At 63.3% G+C, this 19,149-nt stretch carries 18 protein-coding genes and 2 pseudogenes; 11 read left to right on the plus strand and 9 right to left on the minus strand.

The window, feature by feature from the left end; genetic code table 11:
- From J0I79_RS28795 to J0I79_RS28805, 3 genes and pseudogenes are all read right to left on the minus strand, one after another.
- A pseudogene (locus J0I79_RS28795) lies at positions 1-272 on the minus strand (MFS transporter); the annotation flags it as partial.
- Positions 273-417: 145 nt separating this feature from the next.
- Positions 418-1,473 (minus strand): glycerophosphodiester phosphodiesterase family protein, encoded by a 1,056-nt coding sequence (locus J0I79_RS28800; protein WP_292867312.1) that lies wholly within the window; start codon positions 1,471-1,473, stop codon positions 418-420.
- Between the two features lie 94 nt (positions 1,474-1,567).
- Positions 1,568-2,776, minus strand: a complete 1,209-nt coding sequence (locus tag J0I79_RS28805; RefSeq protein ID WP_292867315.1) for an acyltransferase — start codon at positions 2,774-2,776, stop codon at positions 1,568-1,570.
- 123 nt (positions 2,777-2,899) lie between these two features.
- On the opposite strand from J0I79_RS28805, the gene speB reads away from it, so the two are divergent.
- The 4 genes from speB to J0I79_RS28825 all read left to right on the plus strand — a co-directional run bounded on the left by speB (position 2,900) and on the right by J0I79_RS28825 (position 6,111).
- Positions 2,900-3,907, plus strand: a complete 1,008-nt coding sequence (gene speB, locus J0I79_RS28810) for an agmatinase (RefSeq protein ID WP_292867318.1) — start codon at positions 2,900-2,902, stop codon at positions 3,905-3,907.
- 30 nt (positions 3,908-3,937) lie between these two features.
- Complete coding sequence (gene argC, locus J0I79_RS28815) at positions 3,938-4,864, plus strand: N-acetyl-gamma-glutamyl-phosphate reductase (protein WP_292867321.1); 927 nt, start codon at positions 3,938-3,940, stop codon at positions 4,862-4,864.
- Positions 4,861-5,703, plus strand: coding sequence for an aminoglycoside phosphotransferase family protein (locus J0I79_RS28820; protein WP_292867324.1), 843 nt, complete (start codon positions 4,861-4,863; stop codon positions 5,701-5,703). Before argC ends, J0I79_RS28820 begins: the two co-directional genes overlap by 4 nt.
- Before the next feature lie 81 nt (positions 5,704-5,784).
- Entirely contained in the window at positions 5,785-6,111 is a 327-nt protein-coding gene (locus tag J0I79_RS28825) for a hypothetical protein (RefSeq protein ID WP_292867327.1), read from the plus strand.
- Between the two features lie 10 nt (positions 6,112-6,121).
- Here J0I79_RS28825 and J0I79_RS28830 read toward each other — a convergent pair whose 3' ends face one another.
- Positions 6,122-7,213, minus strand: coding sequence for a COX15/CtaA family protein (locus tag J0I79_RS28830; protein WP_292867330.1), 1,092 nt, complete (start codon positions 7,211-7,213; stop codon positions 6,122-6,124).
- A 152-nt stretch (positions 7,214-7,365) separates the two neighbouring features.
- Between J0I79_RS28830 and J0I79_RS28835 the strand changes: the two genes are divergently transcribed.
- Entirely contained in the window at positions 7,366-7,581 is a 216-nt protein-coding gene (locus J0I79_RS28835) for a DUF2842 domain-containing protein (protein ID WP_292867333.1), read from the plus strand.
- Between the two features lie 99 nt (positions 7,582-7,680).
- Entirely contained in the window at positions 7,681-8,085 is a 405-nt protein-coding gene (locus J0I79_RS28840) for a hypothetical protein (protein WP_292867336.1), read from the plus strand.
- A gap of 54 nt (positions 8,086-8,139) precedes the next feature.
- Here the strand turns inward: J0I79_RS28840 and J0I79_RS28845 are convergent, their stop codons facing one another.
- Positions 8,140-9,198 carry a polysaccharide deacetylase family protein gene (locus J0I79_RS28845; RefSeq protein ID WP_292867339.1) on the minus strand — a complete coding sequence of 353 codons (1,059 nt, stop codon included), beginning with the start codon at positions 9,196-9,198 and terminating at the stop codon, positions 8,140-8,142.
- A 91-nt stretch (positions 9,199-9,289) separates the two neighbouring features.
- On the opposite strand from J0I79_RS28845, the gene J0I79_RS28850 reads away from it, so the two are divergent.
- Both J0I79_RS28850 and J0I79_RS28855 read left to right on the plus strand, forming a co-directional pair.
- Positions 9,290-10,519: a GNAT family N-acetyltransferase gene (locus J0I79_RS28850; RefSeq protein ID WP_292867342.1), complete on the plus strand. Its 1,230-nt coding sequence runs from the start codon at positions 9,290-9,292 to the stop codon at positions 10,517-10,519.
- 144 nt (positions 10,520-10,663) lie between these two features.
- Positions 10,664-11,515 carry a GNAT family N-acetyltransferase gene (locus J0I79_RS28855; protein WP_292867345.1) on the plus strand — a complete coding sequence of 284 codons (852 nt, stop codon included), beginning with the start codon at positions 10,664-10,666 and terminating at the stop codon, positions 11,513-11,515.
- A 29-nt stretch (positions 11,516-11,544) separates the two neighbouring features.
- On the opposite strand, the gene J0I79_RS28860 is transcribed toward J0I79_RS28855, so the two are convergent.
- Positions 11,545-13,809 carry an exopolysaccharide transport family protein gene (locus tag J0I79_RS28860; RefSeq protein WP_292867348.1) on the minus strand — a complete coding sequence of 755 codons (2,265 nt, stop codon included), beginning with the start codon at positions 13,807-13,809 and terminating at the stop codon, positions 11,545-11,547.
- 258 nt (positions 13,810-14,067) lie between these two features.
- On the opposite strand from J0I79_RS28860, the gene J0I79_RS28865 reads away from it, so the two are divergent.
- The 3 genes and pseudogenes from J0I79_RS28865 (at position 14,068) to J0I79_RS28875 (ending at position 16,602) form a co-directional block, all read left to right on the plus strand.
- Complete coding sequence (locus tag J0I79_RS28865; RefSeq protein WP_292867351.1) at positions 14,068-14,631, plus strand: polysaccharide biosynthesis/export family protein; 564 nt, start codon at positions 14,068-14,070, stop codon at positions 14,629-14,631.
- A 10-nt stretch (positions 14,632-14,641) separates the two neighbouring features.
- Entirely contained in the window at positions 14,642-15,772 is a 1,131-nt protein-coding gene (locus J0I79_RS28870; RefSeq protein ID WP_292867353.1) for a glycosyltransferase family 4 protein, read from the plus strand.
- Between the two features lie 126 nt (positions 15,773-15,898).
- Positions 15,899-16,602: pseudogene (locus J0I79_RS28875) on the plus strand (IS5 family transposase).
- Positions 16,603-16,766: 164 nt separating this feature from the next.
- On the opposite strand, the gene J0I79_RS28880 reads toward J0I79_RS28875, so the two are convergent.
- The 3 genes from J0I79_RS28880 to J0I79_RS28890 all read right to left on the minus strand — a co-directional run.
- Positions 16,767-17,771, minus strand: a complete 1,005-nt coding sequence (locus J0I79_RS28880; protein ID WP_292867356.1) for a C45 family peptidase — start codon at positions 17,769-17,771, stop codon at positions 16,767-16,769.
- Positions 17,772-17,866: 95 nt separating this feature from the next.
- The gene (locus J0I79_RS28885) at positions 17,867-18,736 is read right to left on the minus strand and encodes a MurR/RpiR family transcriptional regulator (RefSeq protein ID WP_292867359.1); all 870 of its coding nucleotides are present in this window, start codon (positions 18,734-18,736) and stop codon (positions 17,867-17,869) included.
- 85 nt (positions 18,737-18,821) lie between these two features.
- Positions 18,822-19,149: aminotransferase class III-fold pyridoxal phosphate-dependent enzyme (locus tag J0I79_RS28890; RefSeq protein WP_292867362.1), on the minus strand; the 328-nt coding region annotated here is incomplete at its 5' end.

Genomic DNA, 19,149 nt, shown 5'->3' on the forward strand with positions numbered 1-19,149 from the left:
AGCGCCATGCCGCCGACAAAGACACGGCGCACGCCGATCCTGTCACCAAGCGCGCCGCCGGCGAGCAGCAAAGAAGCGAAGGCCAGCGTGTAGGCGTCGACGACCCATTGCAGGCCGCCTATCCCCATCGAGAGCGCCGCGCCGATCCTGTTCAGCGCGACATTGACGATGGACACGTCCAGTTGCACCACCACGAAGCCAAGGCTCGTTGCGGCGACGGTGGCGGCATAGGCGGCGGGGCGGCTGGAAACCATGGTATCGGGCATGCCCATGGATAACGGTTTTCCCCTGACACCGTTGCGTCAGGAGACGCCGGCCCGCGACAATCAGAGCAATTCCAGCAAAAGAGCGAAGCGGCTTTGCGTGCGGAAATTGCGTCTGAACAAAGAACTAGGCCGCGACATCGATCACGGCAAATCAATTGATGCTGGCGGTCGCGGCGAGTTCGATGCGCTCACCCGACCCTGCATAGGGCACGCGATAGCCGTTCGCCGACAGCCAGGCGATCGCCGCCTTCGGCTCGTCGGTCTGTATGATGGTGGCGCCGCGATCGGCCCAGAAGCCCCAGGCCTCGCGCGGCAGGCTGGCCTGCACCGCCAGTTCGTCGCCACGTCCACCGGCAAGGAAACCACCCGGCTTGTTGACGATGGCGTAGGTGTCGGCCCAGATGTGCCAGTCTCCTCTCACTGCCTCGGCCCGCATGCGTGTGCTGAAAAGCGGCCCGCCGGTTTCGGTCAGCGTCTCGGCGCCCGCCCGCCAGTTTATGAGTTCGATCGCGCGCGTGGCAAACGCATGGTCGACCGCCGCGGCGAAACCGGCATCGTGCACGGCATCATCGGCGACGATCGGCATGAACTGGAAGCCGTCGCCGATCGCGGCCATGGCGGCTTTCACCGTGTCGATCCGGCTCTGATTCCAGAGGTTTTCCTTGACGATGACCTGGTCGGCCATGCCGAGATCGCGCGCCACCGCGATCATGCCGGCGAGATCGCCGACTTCGAGCTTGTTGTCGAGATTGATGAGGATCCTGTTTCGGGTCGCCAGCAGCATTTCGCGCAGCGTCGATACCGTCTCATTGGTCACGGTATGCGTGCCTTCGATGACCAGCCGGCAGGTACGGAGTTCGGCCAGCGTGTACTTGACCACCTCGCCCTTGCAGGTCGTGGTGCGGTCGAGCCAGCTGTCGTGCATGACGACGAATTCCCCGTCCTTCGAGCGCCTGATGTCGACCTCGACGATTTCGGCGCCGATCGCGATCGAGCCTTCGACGGCGGCGAGCGAATTTTCCGCATAAAGCGTCTTGCCGGCCTGCATGCTGCCGGCGCGATGGGCCGCCACCATGACATGGTCGCGCCACTGGTTGGCATGTTCGAAACGGTCGAGAATCTGCCGGGCGCGGCTCTCGCCCGCCAAGGCCTGGCCGGAGACCGCAAGTGCCGTGGAAAGCAAAAGGCTCAGCCAGAGGGTCCGCATCGAGAATCGCTCCTTGCCGGATCGAGCCGGGGATAGGCGAAGCCCGTGACGGCCACGTGAACGAAGCCGGCTAGCGGTTGGCCGGAGATGCGGATCAGATGCGCTTCGACAGCCGGCGAAACCAGGCCATTGCAGGCATTTCGACCAGGCGCCAGGTCATCCACGAAACGGCGATGGTGGCGGCGAGCATCAAGACGATCGCCGCGGTGCCTGCCCAACCGGCGCCGAAGCCCGTCGCGGGCTGGCCGCGCAGCACGAAGTCGCCGACAAGGCCGAGGCTCAGCTTGCGTTCGACAAGCCCCGCGACGTTGATGAGACGCGCCTGGACGAAGATGTGGACCATGTAGATCGAGTAGGACAGCGCGCCCAGCGTCAGCATGAACGGCGTCCTCAGCAAGGCGGAAATCCAGCCGCCTTCATGGGCGAACAGAAACAGCGCCAGCACGAAAACCAGCGGCGCCGCGATGCCGAGGTCGTTGTCGCCAGCCAGCGAGACGAACACGACGATGACGGCCACCATGACGATTTCGGCAATTGTCCAGTCCATCCGCGCGCCGTTCCTGACAAGCGCCTGTCGCGCCCCTGCAATGGAATCGTGCTGAAACCAGGCCAGCAGGGCGCCGAGAGAGAAGCCGTAGAGGCAGCGGATGAAGCCGAAATCGTAGGACACATCCATATGATGCGTGGAGAAGCCGAGCAGAAAGAGCGGCGCGGTGACGGCGGCGGCGACGAACCATACCCAGGCGCGCGCGCCGGCAACGAAGACCACGCCCGCGAACAGGAGATAGGCGAAGAACTCCGCCGAAATGCTCCAGCTTGGCGCATTCCAGGTCAGCTGCTGTTCGAAGCCCATGCCCTGCAGCAGAAGCAGATTGGCAAACAGGCTCTTGATGTCGAAACCTCCGGTGAAGGGAGCCGCGCCGGTGCCATGCAATTGCGGCAGCATCAGCCGCATCAGTTCGAACGCCGCGAAGGCCGCGAGCATGACCAGATGCAGGGGATAGATGCGGCCGAAACGGACGAGCGCGAAACGGGCAAGTTGTTCAGGCCGGTTCAAGCGGTCGGCGTAGCTGCTGGCGATGACGAAGCCGGAAAGGACAAAGAAGAAGTCGACGAAAAGATAGGACGAACCAATGAAGCGGCTCTGCGAGATCACAGAAGCGGTGGGGAAATGAAACAGCGCCACCAGAAGGGCGCAGATGCCGCGCCAGGAATCGAGAACCTGGAAGCGCTCGCCTGCTATCGTACCGGCATGGGTCGACACCATGGTATCGGACGGATTAAGAAACGCGGCCTGCGTCATGATGGTACAGATCCTGTCTTGCCGTGGCACCCGGGCGGCGCCGTTTCGTCTCCCCAAGCTGTGACTGGCATCTTCCATGCCGGTTCTGTAGTTGTTGCACCCCGATGAAAACGAGGACCAGTAATGGCGACCAAGAACATCGACCACGCCTTCACCGCCCGCTCCAAAACCGGGGGTGCCCTTGAGCCGACCTATTCCGGCGCGCTGTCGTTCATGCGGCGCAAATACACAAAGGACGTGAAGGGCGCGGACGCGGTCGTGTGGGGCATTCCTTTCGACGCCGCAGTCACCAATCGGCCAGGCGCGCGTTTCGGGCCGCAGGCGATCCGCCGCGCCTCGGCGATCCTCGATAACGACCCGCAATATCCGTTCTCGCGCGACCTGTTCGAGCATCTCGCTGTCGTCGACTATGGCGATTGCCTGCTCGATTCGGGCAATCACCAGAAGACGCCGGGCGCGATCGAACGCGAGGCGGCGAAAATCCTGAAGTCGGGGGCGTTCCTGCTGACGCTGGGTGGCGACCATTTCGTCACCTGGCCGCTGCTCAAGGCGCATGCCGCCATCCACGGCCCGCTGGCGCTTGTGCAATTCGACGCGCACCAGGACACATGGCCCGACGACGGCAAGCGCATCGACCATGGCTCCTTCGTCGGCCGTGCCGTCAACGAGGGCATTATCGATCCCGATCGCTCGATCCAGATCGGCATCCGCACCCACGCGCCAGACACGTTCGGCATCAAAATCCTCTATGGCCACGAAATCGAGGAGATGCGGGCATCCGACATCGCCTATGCCATCGTCGACCGCACCGGCGGCAAGAAGACCTATCTGACCTTCGACATCGACTGCCTCGACCCTGCCTATGCGCCGGGAACCGGCACGCCGGTGGCCGGCGGGCCTTCCTCGGCGAAGATCCTGTCGACGCTGCGCCAGCTCAACCAGGTCGATATTGTCGGCGCCGATGTTGTAGAGGTTGCACCGGCCTACGATCACGCCGATATAACGGCGATCGCCGGCTCGATGGTGGCCATGCAATATCTCGGCCTGCTGGCCGAGCGGAAGGCGCGACAGGAAGAGCTGAACAACGGCAGCCACAACGGTGCCGCGGTGAATCACGGTCACGGCATATAGTGTTGGAATTTCAGGGAATTTGATCAGGTCATGAAACCGAAAATCTTCATCGACGGCGAACACGGCACCACCGGTCTGCAGATCCGGGCGCTGCTTGCCGAACGCGGCGACCTGGAGATCATTTCCATCCCGACCGAGCGCCGCAAGGAGACGGCGGCGCGCGCCGAATTCCTCAATGCCGCCGACATCGCCATCCTGTGCTTGCCGGACGACGCGGCGAAGGAGAGCGTGTCGCTGATCGCCAACGACAGGACCAAGGTCATCGATGCCTCGACTGCCCATCGCGTCGCCGCCGGCTGGGAGTACGGCTTTGCCGAAATGGACAAGGAACAGGGCAAGAAGATCGCCTCGGCCAAGCGGATCGCCAATCCCGGCTGCTGGCCGCAAGGCCCGATCGCGACGCTGCGGCCGCTGGTCACATCGGGCCTGCTGCCCGCGGATTTCCCGATCGCCGTCAACGGCATAACAGGCTATTCGGGCGGCGGACGCCCGATGATCGAGGACTATGTCGCCAAGGGCGAGGATGCCTCCGAGTTCCTCCCCTATGGCCTGACGCTGCAGCACAAGCACGTTCCGGAACTCAAGGCCTATGCGAAGCTCTCGCACGATCCGATCATGCAGCCGGCGGTCGGCAATTTCGCCCAGGGCATGATCACCGTCGTGCCGCTGCAGCTCGGCGCGCTCGACCATGTGCCGACGGGGGCGCAGTTGCATGCGGCGATTGCCGACCATTTCGCCTCGATCAAGGGCGGCGTGGTCGAAGTGGCGCCTTATGCTCATCTGGAGCGGGTGCCGGAGATCGATCCGGAGGCCTATAACGGCACCAACCGCATGAAAGTCTATGTCTTCGCCAACGACAAAAGGGCACAGGCGCTGCTGCTGGCGGTATACGACAATCTCGGCAAGGGTGCCTCGGGAGCGGCCGTCCAGAACATGGACCTGATGCTCGGCCTTTGATGGACGCACCGGTATTTCCAGCGCGCTGGCGGGTCAGCGCGCCCGAACTCATTGCCGAGACGTTTTCGAGCCGTATCTGGAAAGTGCGCCGCGAAGACGGCTCTCTTGCCGTGGTCAAGGCGCTGAAGCTGTTCGACGATGTCGCCGACGAATTGCGCGGCGAGCACTATCTGGCCTGGCGGCAAGGCGAAGGCGCAGTGCGGCTGCTGGGGCGTGACGGCCACTCCATGCTGCTCGAATATGCCGGCGACCGGCTGCTGTCGCATGTCCTCGCGGAGGATGGCGACGATGCCGCCACCGCTATCGCCGCCGATGTCATGGCGAAACTGTTCTCGCCGTCGAAACACCCCTTCCCCGCCGACCTGCAGCCGCTGCGGGATCGCTACGTCAGCCTGTTCAAGAAGGCAGGAGCCGACCGCGACGCGGGCGGGACAAGCATCTATGTCGAGGCGGCCGAGGTTGCCGAAAGGTTGCTGGCCAACCCACAGGACATCAGGCCTCTGCATGGCGACCTGCACCACGAAAATATCCTGCTTGGGCCGCGCGGCTGGCTGGCGATCGATCCCAAGGGCGTTCTCGGCGATCCCGGTTTCGATGCCGCCAATATGTTCTACAACGCACCGGGCCATGACGAGATTTGCAGCAACCCGCGCCGTATCACAGACATGGCGGAGGTCTTTGCACGGACGCTGGGCCAGACCCCCGCAGCCATACTCGACCATGCTTTTGCCTGGGGATGTCTGTCATCCTCTTGGCATCACGAGGATGGCAACAAGCCGGACGAAACGCGCGAACTGTCGATCGCAGCAACAATCCGGGCGGTGCGCTCGAATTTCTGACCTCGATGAGCAGCGGCGGTAACCGCCTGTTCACCATGATCGGCTACTGACTGTGTCCTGGCTCCTACCCAAGGATTTGTCATGGTCAGCGCGATCTCGGGCTCCTCCTCCGCAATCCAGTATTCCTCGTCCAGTTCCTCGAGCAATGCGGCCCAGGAAGCCGCGCTCGAAAAGCAGATTCAGGACCTGCAAGATCAGGCCAAAGCGACCAAGGATCAGGTTCAGGCGGCGCAAATACAACAGGACATCGCCACCGCCCAGGCCAAGCTTGACGCGCTCAAGGCGGCCGACGCCGAAAAGGCAGCCAAGGCTGCTCAGGACCAGTCCACGCAATCGGCGGCCGCCTCGCGCCAGGCGGAATTCGATGGCCAGAAGACGACGACGCAGTCGAACGAATTCTGGATGTGACGGGACGCAATCAGCGTCCGACGGCAATCTCATTGGGCAAGGGATAGGCGCCCTTGGTGCCGCGCCAGTGCGCGGCGGCGAAGCCCAGCAGAATGAGTGCGAAACCTTGATGGGTCAGCGCCATGTGCAGCGGCACCTGCATCAGCAGCGTGCCGATGCCGATCGAGGCCTGCACGACCACAAACACGAACAGAAGCACGGCCCGGCGGGCATGGGTGGTGCCAGGCTGCCGCCGCAAGGTGGCGAGCATGTGCCAGAGCGCCAAAACGAACAAAGCGTAGGCGCCGACCCGGTGCACGAACTGCACGGTCTTCGGATTTTCGAAGAAGTTAAGCCAGGCCGGCTTGAGCAGGAGCAGGTCGGATGGGATCACCTGCCCGTCCATCAGCGGCCAGGTGTTGTAGGAAAGGCCGGCATGAAGGCCGGCGACCAGGCCGCCGAGATAGATCTGAATCAAAGCCAGAAGCACGATAAAGCCGGCCAGGCGCTGGGTGGAGCGGTCGGCGGAGGGCTCGGAATGTGGCGCCAGCCCACGCGCGACCACCATGGTGGCGGTGAAGATCAGCGCGGCGAGCGTCAGATGCGTCGCCAGCCGGTACTGGCTGACCGAGACGCGGTCGACAAGGCCCGAAGCCACCATCCACCAGCCGATGGCGCCTTGCAGCCCGCCGAGCGCCAATATGCCGACGAGCTTGAGCCCGAGGCCGCGTTCGATGCGGCGCGTCGCCCAGAAAAACAGCAGCGGCAAGGCGAAAACGACACCGACGCTGCGCGCCAGGATCCGATGCGCCCATTCCCACCAGAAGATCGACTTGAAATCGTCGACGCTCATGCCCTTGTTGATCTCGGTATATTGCGGGATCTGCTGGTAGCGCTGGAATTCTTCCTGCCATTCGGCGTCGTTGAGCGGCGGAATGACGCCGTGGATGGGCTGCCACTCAGTGATCGACAGGCCCGAGCCGGTGAGACGGGTGGAGCCGCCCACCAGGACCAGCCCGAACAGTACGAGAATGACAAGATAGAGCCAGGCGCGCACAAGGGCGCGGTTTTGAAGGTCACGGTCGCGGGCCTGATAAGGCGCGGCAGCTGATATGGCGGCCATCTGTCATTCCGGCATGTTTGAATTCGCGGATTGGTGGACCATCACATCCGTGCTGGCAAGTCCGGGCAGCGCGGCACGCCGTCGCGCCCGACATAGCGGGTTGCACGCGCCTCGCGTTCGGCCTAAGCGATGACGGTCAACGGGACCGTATCATGCCCATTCGCCTCAAGAAGCTGATCGGAATGTGCCTGCTGGTGGCGCTGGTCATCGTCTATGCGCTGGCGGCCTCGATCTTCGCGGTCGCCCGCCTGTCGGAATCCGGCGCCTGGGTGCATTTCCTGTTCTTCCTGTTCAGCGGCCTGCTCTGGGTGCTGCCGGCGATGGGCATCATCAAGTGGCTTATGCTGGAGCCGCGCTCCAAGGGCTGAAGCCTTCGCGTTCCGTCAGATGTAAACGCGAACGTGATTCATAAGTGACTGCGCATGAGACTACCTTGCCGCCTCATTGGCCGGCAGGGAGGGGTTGGCATGCCGAAGACCGTGTTTGCCGGGCTGATCCTTCTCATCGCGTCGCTCGTCACGTCGATCGCGGCGGCCGAAACCATCGACGTCTCGGATGCCCATGGCGGCAGCGTGGCCGCCTACAGCCAGCGCTGGAAGGCGCTCGCGGCACGCGGCGTCAATGTGCGCATCGTCGGCAAATGCCAGTCCGCCTGCACGGTTTTGCTCGGGTATGTCCCGCGCAGCCGCATCTGCGTGATGCCAGCGGCGAGTTTCGGTTTCCACCTTGCGCACCGCACCGACATGACCGGCGTGCTGTGGAACGCCTACGCCTCCGACATCAGGGGCTGGATCAACGCCCATGGCGGCCTGACGTCGGATCTCAAATGGATGAGCGCGCCGGACACCTACCGCTACTTCCACAAATGCTGACAAAATCACCGGCGCGGCGCGGAATGGCCGTCTGACATCGGCGGGAGGTGGCGCTCAGACCGTGACGACCATCTTGCCGGCATTGGCGAGCGGCGTCGTCACTCCGGAAAGCATGGTGCGGATGTGGGCCAGGCTCTGGTATCGGCCGTTGACCGAGATGCGGGGCAAGGCATGCAGGAAGCCGGCATGCCCGGCGCGCAGCACGCCGTGGCGGGTCGTCACGGCGGAGGTATAGCCGGCATCGCGGGCAAAACCGACTTCGCGGCAGCCAACCGCGCTGGCGTAACCATAGGGATAGGCGAAATGGCGCGGTTGAATGCCGAGCCTGGCCTGCAGCATGTCCTTCACGGCGTTCGTCTCGTGCCGGGCATCGGCCTCGGAAAGGCGTTTCAGATTGCTGTGGTTGATCGTATGGGCGCCAATCGTCACCAGCGGATGCGCGGCGATGGTGCGGATCTCATCCCAGTTCATCAGTGTGCGCAAACGTGGCGCGTCCGCATCGACACCGTTCGACCGGGCCAGATCGCGCAGCACCGTCCGCAGGTCCTCCTCGCGAACCTCGGTGGTCAGCCAGGCATGCAGCCGGGCGATAGCCTGGTGCTTCCTGGCCTGGGTGGTGCAATCAATCAGCGTGGGACCTGCCGATGTCGTCAGGGTCAGATGATCGCGTGCATTGACGATGTCCTCGACCACGTCCCACCACAGGTCGGCGGTGCCGTCGATCAGCCCCGGCGCGACATAGATGGCGATTGGCACGCCATGCCTTTCCAGCACCGGCAGGGCCTCGGTCAGATTGTCGCGATAGGCGTCGTCGGCCGTGATTGTGGCGAACCGGCCGCCGCTGCCCCCTGCCTTGATACGCTCGACGGCCTCATCCATCGAGACGAAGGCATAGCCGCCGGCCTTCATGTCGGCGATCATGGCATCGAGGAAGCCGGGCGCGATGTTGAGGTGGCGGTTGACGCTGTCGGGTTTCTCTGGCGTGGCGGTCACGCGGTGCAGCATCAGGATGGCGCCGATGCCGCCGACAAACGGCCTGGCCAGCGGTGCGAGGCCGGTGTAGCGGGCGACGTTGAGCGCCAGTTTCCGGATTGCCTCCCCACCGTCGATCATTCATTCACCTTTTGCGCCTAGGCTTATCCAAGCACGGAATACGCCTGAGCGAACCCCCAAATCGGGACCAATACGCCCTAAGGATTGAGGTATGGTTGACGCAGCCGCGTCATTTGACGGCAATCGGCCGGCGACGACCGAAGCCGCGCCACGCGCCCAGCCGAAGGATGCAGCCGAACTGTCGGTTTCCTTAGCCGCCGAAGAAGGGCTCGCCGCCTATGTGGGGTTTTGCGGCACGGCGCTTCACGCGCCGGCGCAGGGTGCGATCTGGGTCCAGAACTGGACGTCGAACATCAAGCCCGACCTGCTCATTGCGACGCTGACCATGGCAGACAGACCGGTTTTCGCGCTGGCTCTGGAGATCGCCCGGCGCGGCCCGTTCCGCATAGCGCGCTTCATGGGCGACCGCCATGCTAACGGCAATTTCGCCGCCATTGACCAGAGATGGCTGGCCAGGGTGGATAACAGGACCATCCGGCGGATGCTCGCGGCCGTCGCCAAGGCTCGCCCGGATATCGACCTCGTCGCCCTCGAGAGGCTGCTGCCCAGTCTCGACGGCGCCGCGAACCCGCTGGCTTCACTTGATCATTTTCCCAGTCCCAATCTTTCGCTGGCCGTGGACCTGAGCGGTGGTTTCGAGGCGTTGCTGCTGCGCGCCAGCGGCAAGCGCAAACGCAAGAAACATCGCTCGCAAACGCGCAAGTTCGAGGCCGTCGGCAGCCACCGGCGCATCGAGGCGCGCAATGCCGACGAGGTGAACCGGCTGCTCGATGCCTTCTTCGAGATGAAGGAACTGCGTTTTCGCAAGATGGGCATTGCCAATGTCTTCGGCGACGATCGGACGCGTGCCTTTTTCCGGGCCCTGTTCACGCGGGCCCTTGCAGAGGACAAGCCCCCCTTTCTGCTCCACGGGCTTGAGGTTGCGGGCAAACTGCGCGCCGTCACCGGGTCCAGCCGCACAGGCAAACGCCTTATCTGCGAGTTCGGGGCCATCGCCGAAGACGACCTTGCCCACACGAGCCCAGGCGACTTCCTGTTCTTCGACAACATCCGCGAAGCCTGCGAAACCGGCTATGAAGTCTATGATTTCTCTGTCGGCGACGAAGCCTACAAGCGGCTGTGGTGCGATATCGAAACACAGCATTTCGACGTGCTGGTTCCTCTCACCCTGAAAGGCAGGGCGCTGGCGCTGGCGCTCCGCCAGGGCGTGCGGCTGAAGGCCTTCATCAAGAACAATCCGACGATCTGGAAGCTGACCAAGCTTTTGCGTCGCAAGGCCGTCCGGCAAGCAGCGCCCGCCGCAGGCGAAGATGAAAGTTAGAGCATTTCTGGCGAAAAAGGATCGCCCGGCATTGCTCTATCTCTTTGTTTGGACGCAATTTCCGGACGCAAAACCGCTTCGCACTTTTGCTGGAATTGCTTTAGCCCTGTCGGGCGTCGGAACCGTCGCAATGGACAGGACACCATGAAACCAAGCATCCGCACGCTTTCGCTCCAGGAGCTTTCCATTCTCATCGACTGGGCGGCGGCCGAGGGCTGGAACCCCGGCCTTGACGATGCGGCGATGTTTCAGGCCGCCGATCCGGAAGGCTTCATCGGCGCCTTTGTCGGCGGCGAGATGGTCGCCGCGATCTCGGCGGTCGCCTACGGGCGCGATTTCGGCTTCATCGGCCTCTACATCTGCCACCCTGACATGCGCGGCAGAGGTTACGGCAAGGCAGTCTGGAACGCCGGGATGGCAAGGCTCGCCGGTCGTACCATCGGGCTCGACGGCGTCGAAGAGCAACGGGCCAATTACCAACGCAAAGGATTCGAGCCAGTCTACGAGACCATCCGGTACAGCGGCCGGCTGGCAAATCGGTCCGCCGGCGGTGGGAGTGTTCCCACGACGACCGCACGACTGACGTCGGACATAGGCATCCCTGACATCGTCGCCTATGACACCTTGTGCTTCCCCGCGCCCAGGACTTCCTTCCTGCGGCGATGGCTGCAACCGCCCCACCGGGCGCTGGCGGCGGTCACATCACGGAAGATGGCAGGCTATGCGGTGGCGCGATCCTGCCGCGACGGCTTCAAGATCGGCCCGCTGTTCGCCGATGACGCGCAAATGGCTCTCGAATTGCTCGGGGATCTGGCGATTGCGTGCCAGGGCGGCGACTTGAACATAGACGTCCCGGCCACAGGCGCGGATTTCATCGCCGCACTCGAGGCGGCCGGCTTCTCGCCGACCTTCAGCACGACCCGCATGTATCAAGGCCCGCCGCCGCAGCTCGATGCCAACAGGATATTCGGCGTCACGACCCTGGAGTTGGGTTAAGCCAGACGAACCGGAGGAAGACGGCTCCTTCAGGCCGCGGAACGCCGTCCCGGCACCGGAGTGCCCGGCGGTTCGTGGCCGAGTGGTGTCACCAGCGTCAGGTCCGGATAGCCGCTCTCGATCAGCTTGACGGCGGCCTGTGTAACCTCGTCGTCCGGTTCGAGCATGGACAGGAAGACCTCCGTGGTCTCACCGCCCAGACGGCTGATGCCTTGCGCGTCGGCCGGTCCGCATTCCACCACCACCAGATCATAGGCTGTCGTCAGCGACTGCATGATGATCGGCAGGCGGTCGGCCGCGCGCATGGCCAGCACCGGATCGGCGGTGCCGACTGGGATGACATGGCAGTCGGAATAGAGGTCGGCGTGGATGACATCGCTGAACTGAGACTGCGAGGCGAGCAGATTGGTGATACCGGGGAAGAGCCCGCTGTCCAGCATCGGACGCGAGGCTGCGCCCGAGGCCGTCAGGTCGAGCAGCAGGACACGCAGGCCGGCGTCGGAAACCTCGCGCGCCACCAGGACGGCGGACGCCGCCGCCTCATCGCCTTCGGGTGACACGAATATGGCCCGCGCCGCACCGCTGGCAATCAGCTTCTCGGCTGCCTTCTCGATGTCGATCTCTCCGAGCACAGAGCGTGGCCGAGGCACCGCGACCGGTTCCGGCTCGGACGCGTATTCGGGCATGGCGGCGGGTTCAGCCTGCTCGGTCGGTTCCACTTCGGCTTCGGCGGACGGTAGCGGCTGCGGATCGGTAGCCGTGTCGGGCCACGGCGCCTCTGCGTCGCGATTGGCGAACGCACTGGCCACAGCCGGTTCCGGGCGGATGAGCGGCTCCTCATATGCTGCCGGCGGCATCGGCACTTCGTCAATCGGCTCCAGACGGACCCGCCTTGCCGGGCGCATGGCGCGGCCCGAGAAAAGCTCCCGCAACAGCGTGAAAACAGCGGCCAGCAGAAGAGAAGCAGCGGCGGCCGCGCCGACAATCGGTCCGATCTTGGGGAAATAGGGCTCGGAAGGCACCGAAGCCGCCGAGACGACACGGGCGTCGACCGGCACGTAATTGCGGTCCTGACGCGAGGCGGCCTCGCGGTAGTTGGTCAGATAAAGTTCCAACTGCTGGCGCTTGGCGGCGGCATCGCGCTGCAGCGCATCGAGATCGACCTGCTGCTCGCCGGCCTGGGCCGAAGCCGCCTTCAGTGTGTTGACGTCGGCGACGAGCTGGCTTTCGCGCGCCTTGGCGGCGTCGGCCTGCATGACCAGGCCCCTCATGATCTTCTGGGCCTCGCTGCGTATCTGCGCATCGAGATCGGCCAGCTGCGATTTGGCGGCGCGGATGCGCGGATGGTTGTCGAGCAGCGTCGTCGACATGTCGGCGATGTTGGCGCGCAGTTCGACCTGCCGCTCGCGCAGACGCTGGATCAGGTCGGACGAGAGCACTTCCGGCAATGAGTCCAGCGAACCGCCGTTCTGCAGCGCCTTGCGCACATTGTCGGCGGTGCCTTCGGCCGCGGCGCGGTTGGCCCGCACCCGCGACAGTTCGGTCGTGAGTTCTGCCAGTTGCTGGGTGGCCAGCACGGAATTGTTGCCGCCGATCAAGAGATCGGACTGGGCGCGATATGCGGCGACCTTGGCCTCGGCGTCCTTGACCTGCTTCGACAGGTCGGCGATTTCGGGCGCCAGGAAGTCAGCGGCGGCGGAGTTGGATTCGCGCTTGGCGGCGCCCTGCCCGGCAATATAGGCGGCGGCGATGGCATCCGGAACGGAGGCCGCCAGCTTGGGATCCTCGGACGAAAACTCGATCGCGATGATGCGCGTCTTCTCAACGCCATAGACATTGAGTTTCTCGCGCATCTTCTTCAGGACGCGTTCGTCGGCAGGCACATCCATCGGATCGGTTTTCAATCCGAGCAGGATGAGCACACGGCTCATGGCCGACATGTTGATCGTCTCGTCGAATTCGTGCAGCCGTGACAGGCCGAGCTTCTGGGCCACCTGCTTCAGGATCTCATTGGACGAGATTATCTGGACCTGGGTGGCGACGCCCTGTTCGTCGAGGATCGGCTTGTCGCCATCATTGTTGCTGCCGGCCGGTCGGGTGTAAACGGATTCGCGCGGAACAATCTCGACCTGCGTCTGGGCCTTGTAGTGCTTGGTGGCCAGCGAAGCGAGCGCGAAGGCCAGTCCGGTCACGACCAGAACGGCGAGCAGAATCCGCAGCCAGTTCCTCGCCAGACTGGCGAAGAGCTGACCGAGATCAACGTCGACATCTGCGGCCGCGGATTGAACGGACATGCATCCCTGCTCCGAAACTGAGTCAGCATGCACCGTAAACAACTATGGTAACTCAGCCGTTAAGATCGCGGTAAGATTGCGTTAGGATTTACTGCCGGCCGCCAAGAAAAAACGACAAAAACCGCAAAACCCCTGCCGGCATGAATGGTCACGGCCATCTCCTTTACCGGCCATTAACCCTAACAGGATGATAACGGACCCGATCTCAGATGTTTGCTGCGGCGCTCGCAGCGGCCAGTCGAAGGTACGTGTCCGGTCATGAAAAGCACTGCATCCCTCTTTCGCGCACTGCTTGCCGTATCGATGCTCGCCGGCTGCTCCAGCTACCGGCCGACGCCGGCGGCCTTTCACGAAGTCCTCGACCAGCCCTATCGCCTCGGCGCGGGCGACCGCGTTCGCGTCACCGTGTTCGAGCAGGACGGCCTGACCAACACCTATAGTGTCGACCAGTCCGGCTACATCTCCTTCCCGCTCGTCGGCGCCATCCCGGCTCGCGGGCACACCGCCCAGCAGATGGAAAAAGAGATCGCCGACAAATTACGGCAAGGCTATCTGCGCGACCCCGACGTCTCGGTGGAGATAGATCGCTACCGTCCGATCTTCGTCATGGGCGAAGTGGGCGCGGCCGGCCAGTATTCCTATGTGCCGGGTCTTACCGTGCAGAAAGCGATCGCCATTGCCGGCGGCTTCACGCCGCGCGCCAACCAGGAAAGCGTCGACATCACCCGCGACATCAACGGCAAGGTGCTGACCGGCCGCGTGGTCACATCCGACCCGCTCTTGCCCGGAGATACAGTCTACGTCCGCGAACGCCTGTTCTGACAGACGCGACGTGGCGGACAAGCTCAGGATCGTCCATTGCTTTCGCTCACCCGTTGGAGGCGTTTTCCGGCATGTGCGTGACCTGGCGGACGCGCAGGCCGCTGCCGGCCACATGGTCGGCATCGTCTGCGATTCGACCACAGGCGGCGAGTTCGAGGAACGCCTGTTCGAACAGATGAAGGATACTCTGGCGCTTGGCGTCCATCGCACGCCCATGCAGCGTCATGTCGGGCCGGGCGACCTCGCTTCGGCCCGGCGCACCTACAGGATCATCAAGGAATTGCGGCCGGACGTGCTGCACGGGCACGGCGCCAAGGGTGGCGCCTATGCCCGTCTGTTCGGCTCATTGTTGCGGGTATCAAGGTCTCGCGTAGCCCGCCTTTATTCGCCGCATGGCGGTTCTCTTCACTATGACGAGAGCACCGCGACAGGGAAGCTGTTCTTCGCGCTCGAACGATTCATGGCGCGCTTCACGGATTGCCTGCTGTTCGTCTCCGACTACGAGCGGCGCACCTATCGCCGGAAGGTAGGCGAGCCGCCGGTCCCTAACGCGCTTGTCTACAACGGACTTCGCGCCTCGGAATTCGGACCGGTGATCGCCCGGCCCGGCGCGGCCGATCTGCTCTACATCGGCATGATGCGGGACCTGAAAGGACCGGACATATTCATCGACGCCCTGGCCGCCGCCGGTCCCCGGCTCGGTCGCGTGCCGAGCGCGGTGATGGTGGGCGACGGCGACGACCTGCCGCGCTACCACGCTCAGGTGAAACGGCTCGGGCTTGAAGCCAGCGTCCAATTCCTGAGGCCAATGCCCGCCCGTGAAGCCTTCACGCTGGCCGCGCTCGTCGTCGTTCCCTCACGCGCCGAGGCCATGCCCTATATCGTTCTGGAGGCGCTCGCGGCGGCAAAGCCGATGATCGCGACCGCTGTCGGCGGCATACCGGAGATTTTCGGGCCTGGCTCCCCTGCCCTGATCCGACCCGACGCTGTCGAACTCGCCGGCAAGATGAGCGAGGCGCTGGCCGATCTTGTTGCCTACAGCAGATTGATGCCCGATGGCGCGGACCTGAGGGCACGCTTCGGCGCCGATGTCATGGCCGCCGAAATCGAAAAGGCCTATTTCGCCGCGCTGAACGCCTAGGACCAATCGACATTCAGGATTCAAAAGTAGTGTGAAGCGTGATTCATAGGCTTCCAGATTCGATCTGGAGGAAGATGGGCGTCTCGCTACGAACTGAGCCCTGCACAATGGCGACGTATTGAAAGCTTGCTGCCGGGAAAGGCAGGCGATCCGGGCCGCAGTGGCCAGGACAATCGGTTGTTCGTGAATGGCGTCCTGTGGGTTTTGCGCTCGGGCGCGCATTGGCACGACATTCCCGAGCGTTACGGCAAGTGGAAGACGCTGCATCAGCGGTTCAGGCGTTGGTCCAAGGCCGGCGTTTGGGAGCGTGTCTTTGCCGACCTGATCGATGATCCCGACAACGACTATGTGATGCTCGACAGCACGTTGGTGCGCGCCCACCAGCAGGCTGCGACCGGAAAAGGGGGGACCAGAACCAGGCTTTGGGGCGTTCCCGAGGTGGATTGACCACCAAGATCCACATGGCTGTCGATGGCCGCGGCCGCCCGTTGCGGCTGATCCTGACGCCCGGTCAGCGTGGCGATGTCACCCAGGCGCCTGCCTTACTCGAAGGGCTCAAGGCCAGACGCGTTCTTGCTGACAAGGCCTATGACAGCAACGCCCTACGCACCATCGTCGCCGATATGGGAGCGGAAGCCGTCATCCCCTGCAATCCGACCCGCAAAGCCCTGATCCCCTACGACTTCGAAGCCTACAAGGCCCGCAATCTCATCGAACGCTGCTTCAACAAGCTCAAGCACTTCAGACGCATCGCCACTCGATACGATCGGCGCGCCATACACTTCCTCAGCTTCGTCCAAATCGCTTGTGCAATGATATGGATGCGGTGAATGTCGATTCAGCCTAGAGCAGTTCACCGTTTCACGGAAACGGCACCCCACTCTAACTCTTTGTTTTTAAGCAATCCGGACGGAAATTGCCGCGCGCTCCTTCATTCAAGCGTGTGCCCGGAATTCCATTGGCGGATCGACCGATCCGCCAACTCTCGATCGGTTCAATTCTTCCGTGAGGAAAAACAAGACGCCTCGCCGACGCGATCATAGACGCTCCAGTCGACTGATTTCGGCCCGACGTGGAAAACGGCGGTCGCCAGCGTTTCGGCCGAATGCACCGGCAGGTCAGGGTCGCTCTTGTCCCACAATACCTCCAGAGGATCGACCTTGGCGGCACCGTCCACAAGCTCGCTTGCCCGTTTAAGCCTGGCAAGCGAGGAATCCGTGATCTCCTGCTGCTCGCCCGCCGTGGCTGGATGGATGAGATGATTCGAATGGCACTGCGGGGTGTCGATCTTTCGCACCGAACAGTTCAGATGGGTGAACTCGACACCGAATATCCTGTCGTCGCCTGCCTGCGCCAGCGTAACGTGATAGGCCCCAGAGCGTGGCGAGCTCTGGAGCAGTTGCACGGCATCGTCGAGTGTATCGCAGTCGAGCAGTGCCCGGCCGAGCAAGGTGCGCGGCAAGCCGACGCCGCTGACGAGCGCGCCGATGTGGTTGATCGTGGCGACGAGGCCGGCCTCGCTTACGGCGAAGGCATGGCCGGGAATTGTTCCGGGATAGATGAAGGACGTGAAGGCCTTGCTGCCGGCGGGCCGCACACGCGCCATGGCGCAGCGGCTGAGCTGAGCAGCACTACCATCTTCATTATGCGCCACCACCGGCTCATTGCCTGGGATCTGGACGGTCGTGCAGCCCTCGGGCGGCATCTCCCAGACGTCACCGCGAAAGTGCCACAAGACGATGTCGTCGAACGGCAGGCCGAGGCCTTCGGCCATGCCGCGCATTTCCTCCCAATAGGCGGGGAATCGTTCACGGACTATGCGGCGCATGACCTCGACGCGCGAATCATCGCGATAAGTCATCACCTGACCCCAGACCTTGCTGGGCACCGTATAGCTATGGACGAGGTCCGCGGCGAAGCGGCCAAGCTGCAGGCCGACTTCGTAGTGGGTGCCGCTGACCTCGATGGTAGCGAGGCGGTCGTTCTCATGCGTAGACATGCGTATGCATTCCTCCAATAAGGGGTTCTCATCGGAAACCGTTCCGATTGTCGCGGAGCCGGCATCGCGCGGCGATGCGGCTTATGGGTGGCCGTTCAGTCTTCGACGAAGGTGTCGAAGGCCCGGTAGAAAGCTTCGTTTCGTTTCATCGTGTCGTAGACGTCGTCACCGATCTTGCTGACGATGACGGTGATCAGCGCCTGCACCACGGCGAGTGTCGAGACCACGGAAGACAGGACCGACGAATGGCTGGCGGTCAGCACCAGCCTGACGTCCGAGATGGCGACGGTCGGCGCGAGCGAACTGTCGACGATCGAAATGACCTTGGAGCCGGCGCTTCTGGCGTATCGGGCGATCTTGAGGGCGTCGCGCGAATAGCTGCGATGCGACAGCACGACAACGACGTCCTGCGGCCCCGCGTCACGCACCTCGTCGCCGAGCGCGCCGCCGCGCCCGTCGATCAACACGCTGCTGGCGGAGACCATCCTGCAATTGTAGTCCAGGAAAAACGCCGCCGAATACAGGCTGCGGAACCCGACGATGAAGACGCGCCTGGCCGCAAGGATCATGTCGGCCGCGACAACGAGATCCTCTATGTTGATCTGGCTTGCCGTCGACTGGAGGTCCGACATGTCGCGGGCGAAAACTTCGGCGACAGATCCGCTCATCTGGCCGAGCTTGCCCTTGGTGCGCAGCCCTTCGACCCGGCCGCGCATCGTGGTGCCGTCGCCGCCGAGCCAGGCCCGGAACGGATCCCTGAATTCGTTGTAGCGCTCGAATCCAAGTTCCCGCACCAGCCGCATCAGGCTTGAAGGATGCACGTTGGCCAGATCCGAGACCTGACGCAACGAATGCATCGCGATCTTCTCCGGGTTCTCGCGCACATAGCGCGCTGCAACGCGCAGCTGCTTCGGATAAGTCTCGAAAGTATCGTCGATCCTGCTGTTGATCTCGTCCAGGTTCATCGTCCGCTCATTCCGCTTGCATGCGCCGCGGGCACCCTACCAACAGGGCAGCCCGATAGGCTAGTTCGCCGCCGACGCGCCAATTTCAGGCCTCCTTCGCCAGCGCGAGATCGAGCGCGCGGCCGAGCTTGTCCACCATCTCCTCGACATGGCGCGGCTCCACGATGTAGGGCGGCATCAGCAGGACATGGTCACCCACCTGGCTCTCGGTCGAGGAGCCCATGGCATAACATATCAGTCCGAGGTCGAGTGCGTGTTGGGTCAGACTGGCGTCGATCTGAAGCGAGGGATCGAAATTCCGCTTGGTCGACCGGTCGGCGACGATCTCGATGGCACGCATCAGCCCCCTGCCCCTGATATCGCCGACATGGGGATGGTCGGCAAATCGTTCGTGCAGCATCTGGTCGAGCAGC

Origin of the sequence: Mesorhizobium sp. (assembly GCF_017306585.1) — a bacterium.
Lineage (GTDB): Bacteria > Pseudomonadota > Alphaproteobacteria > Rhizobiales > Rhizobiaceae > Mesorhizobium.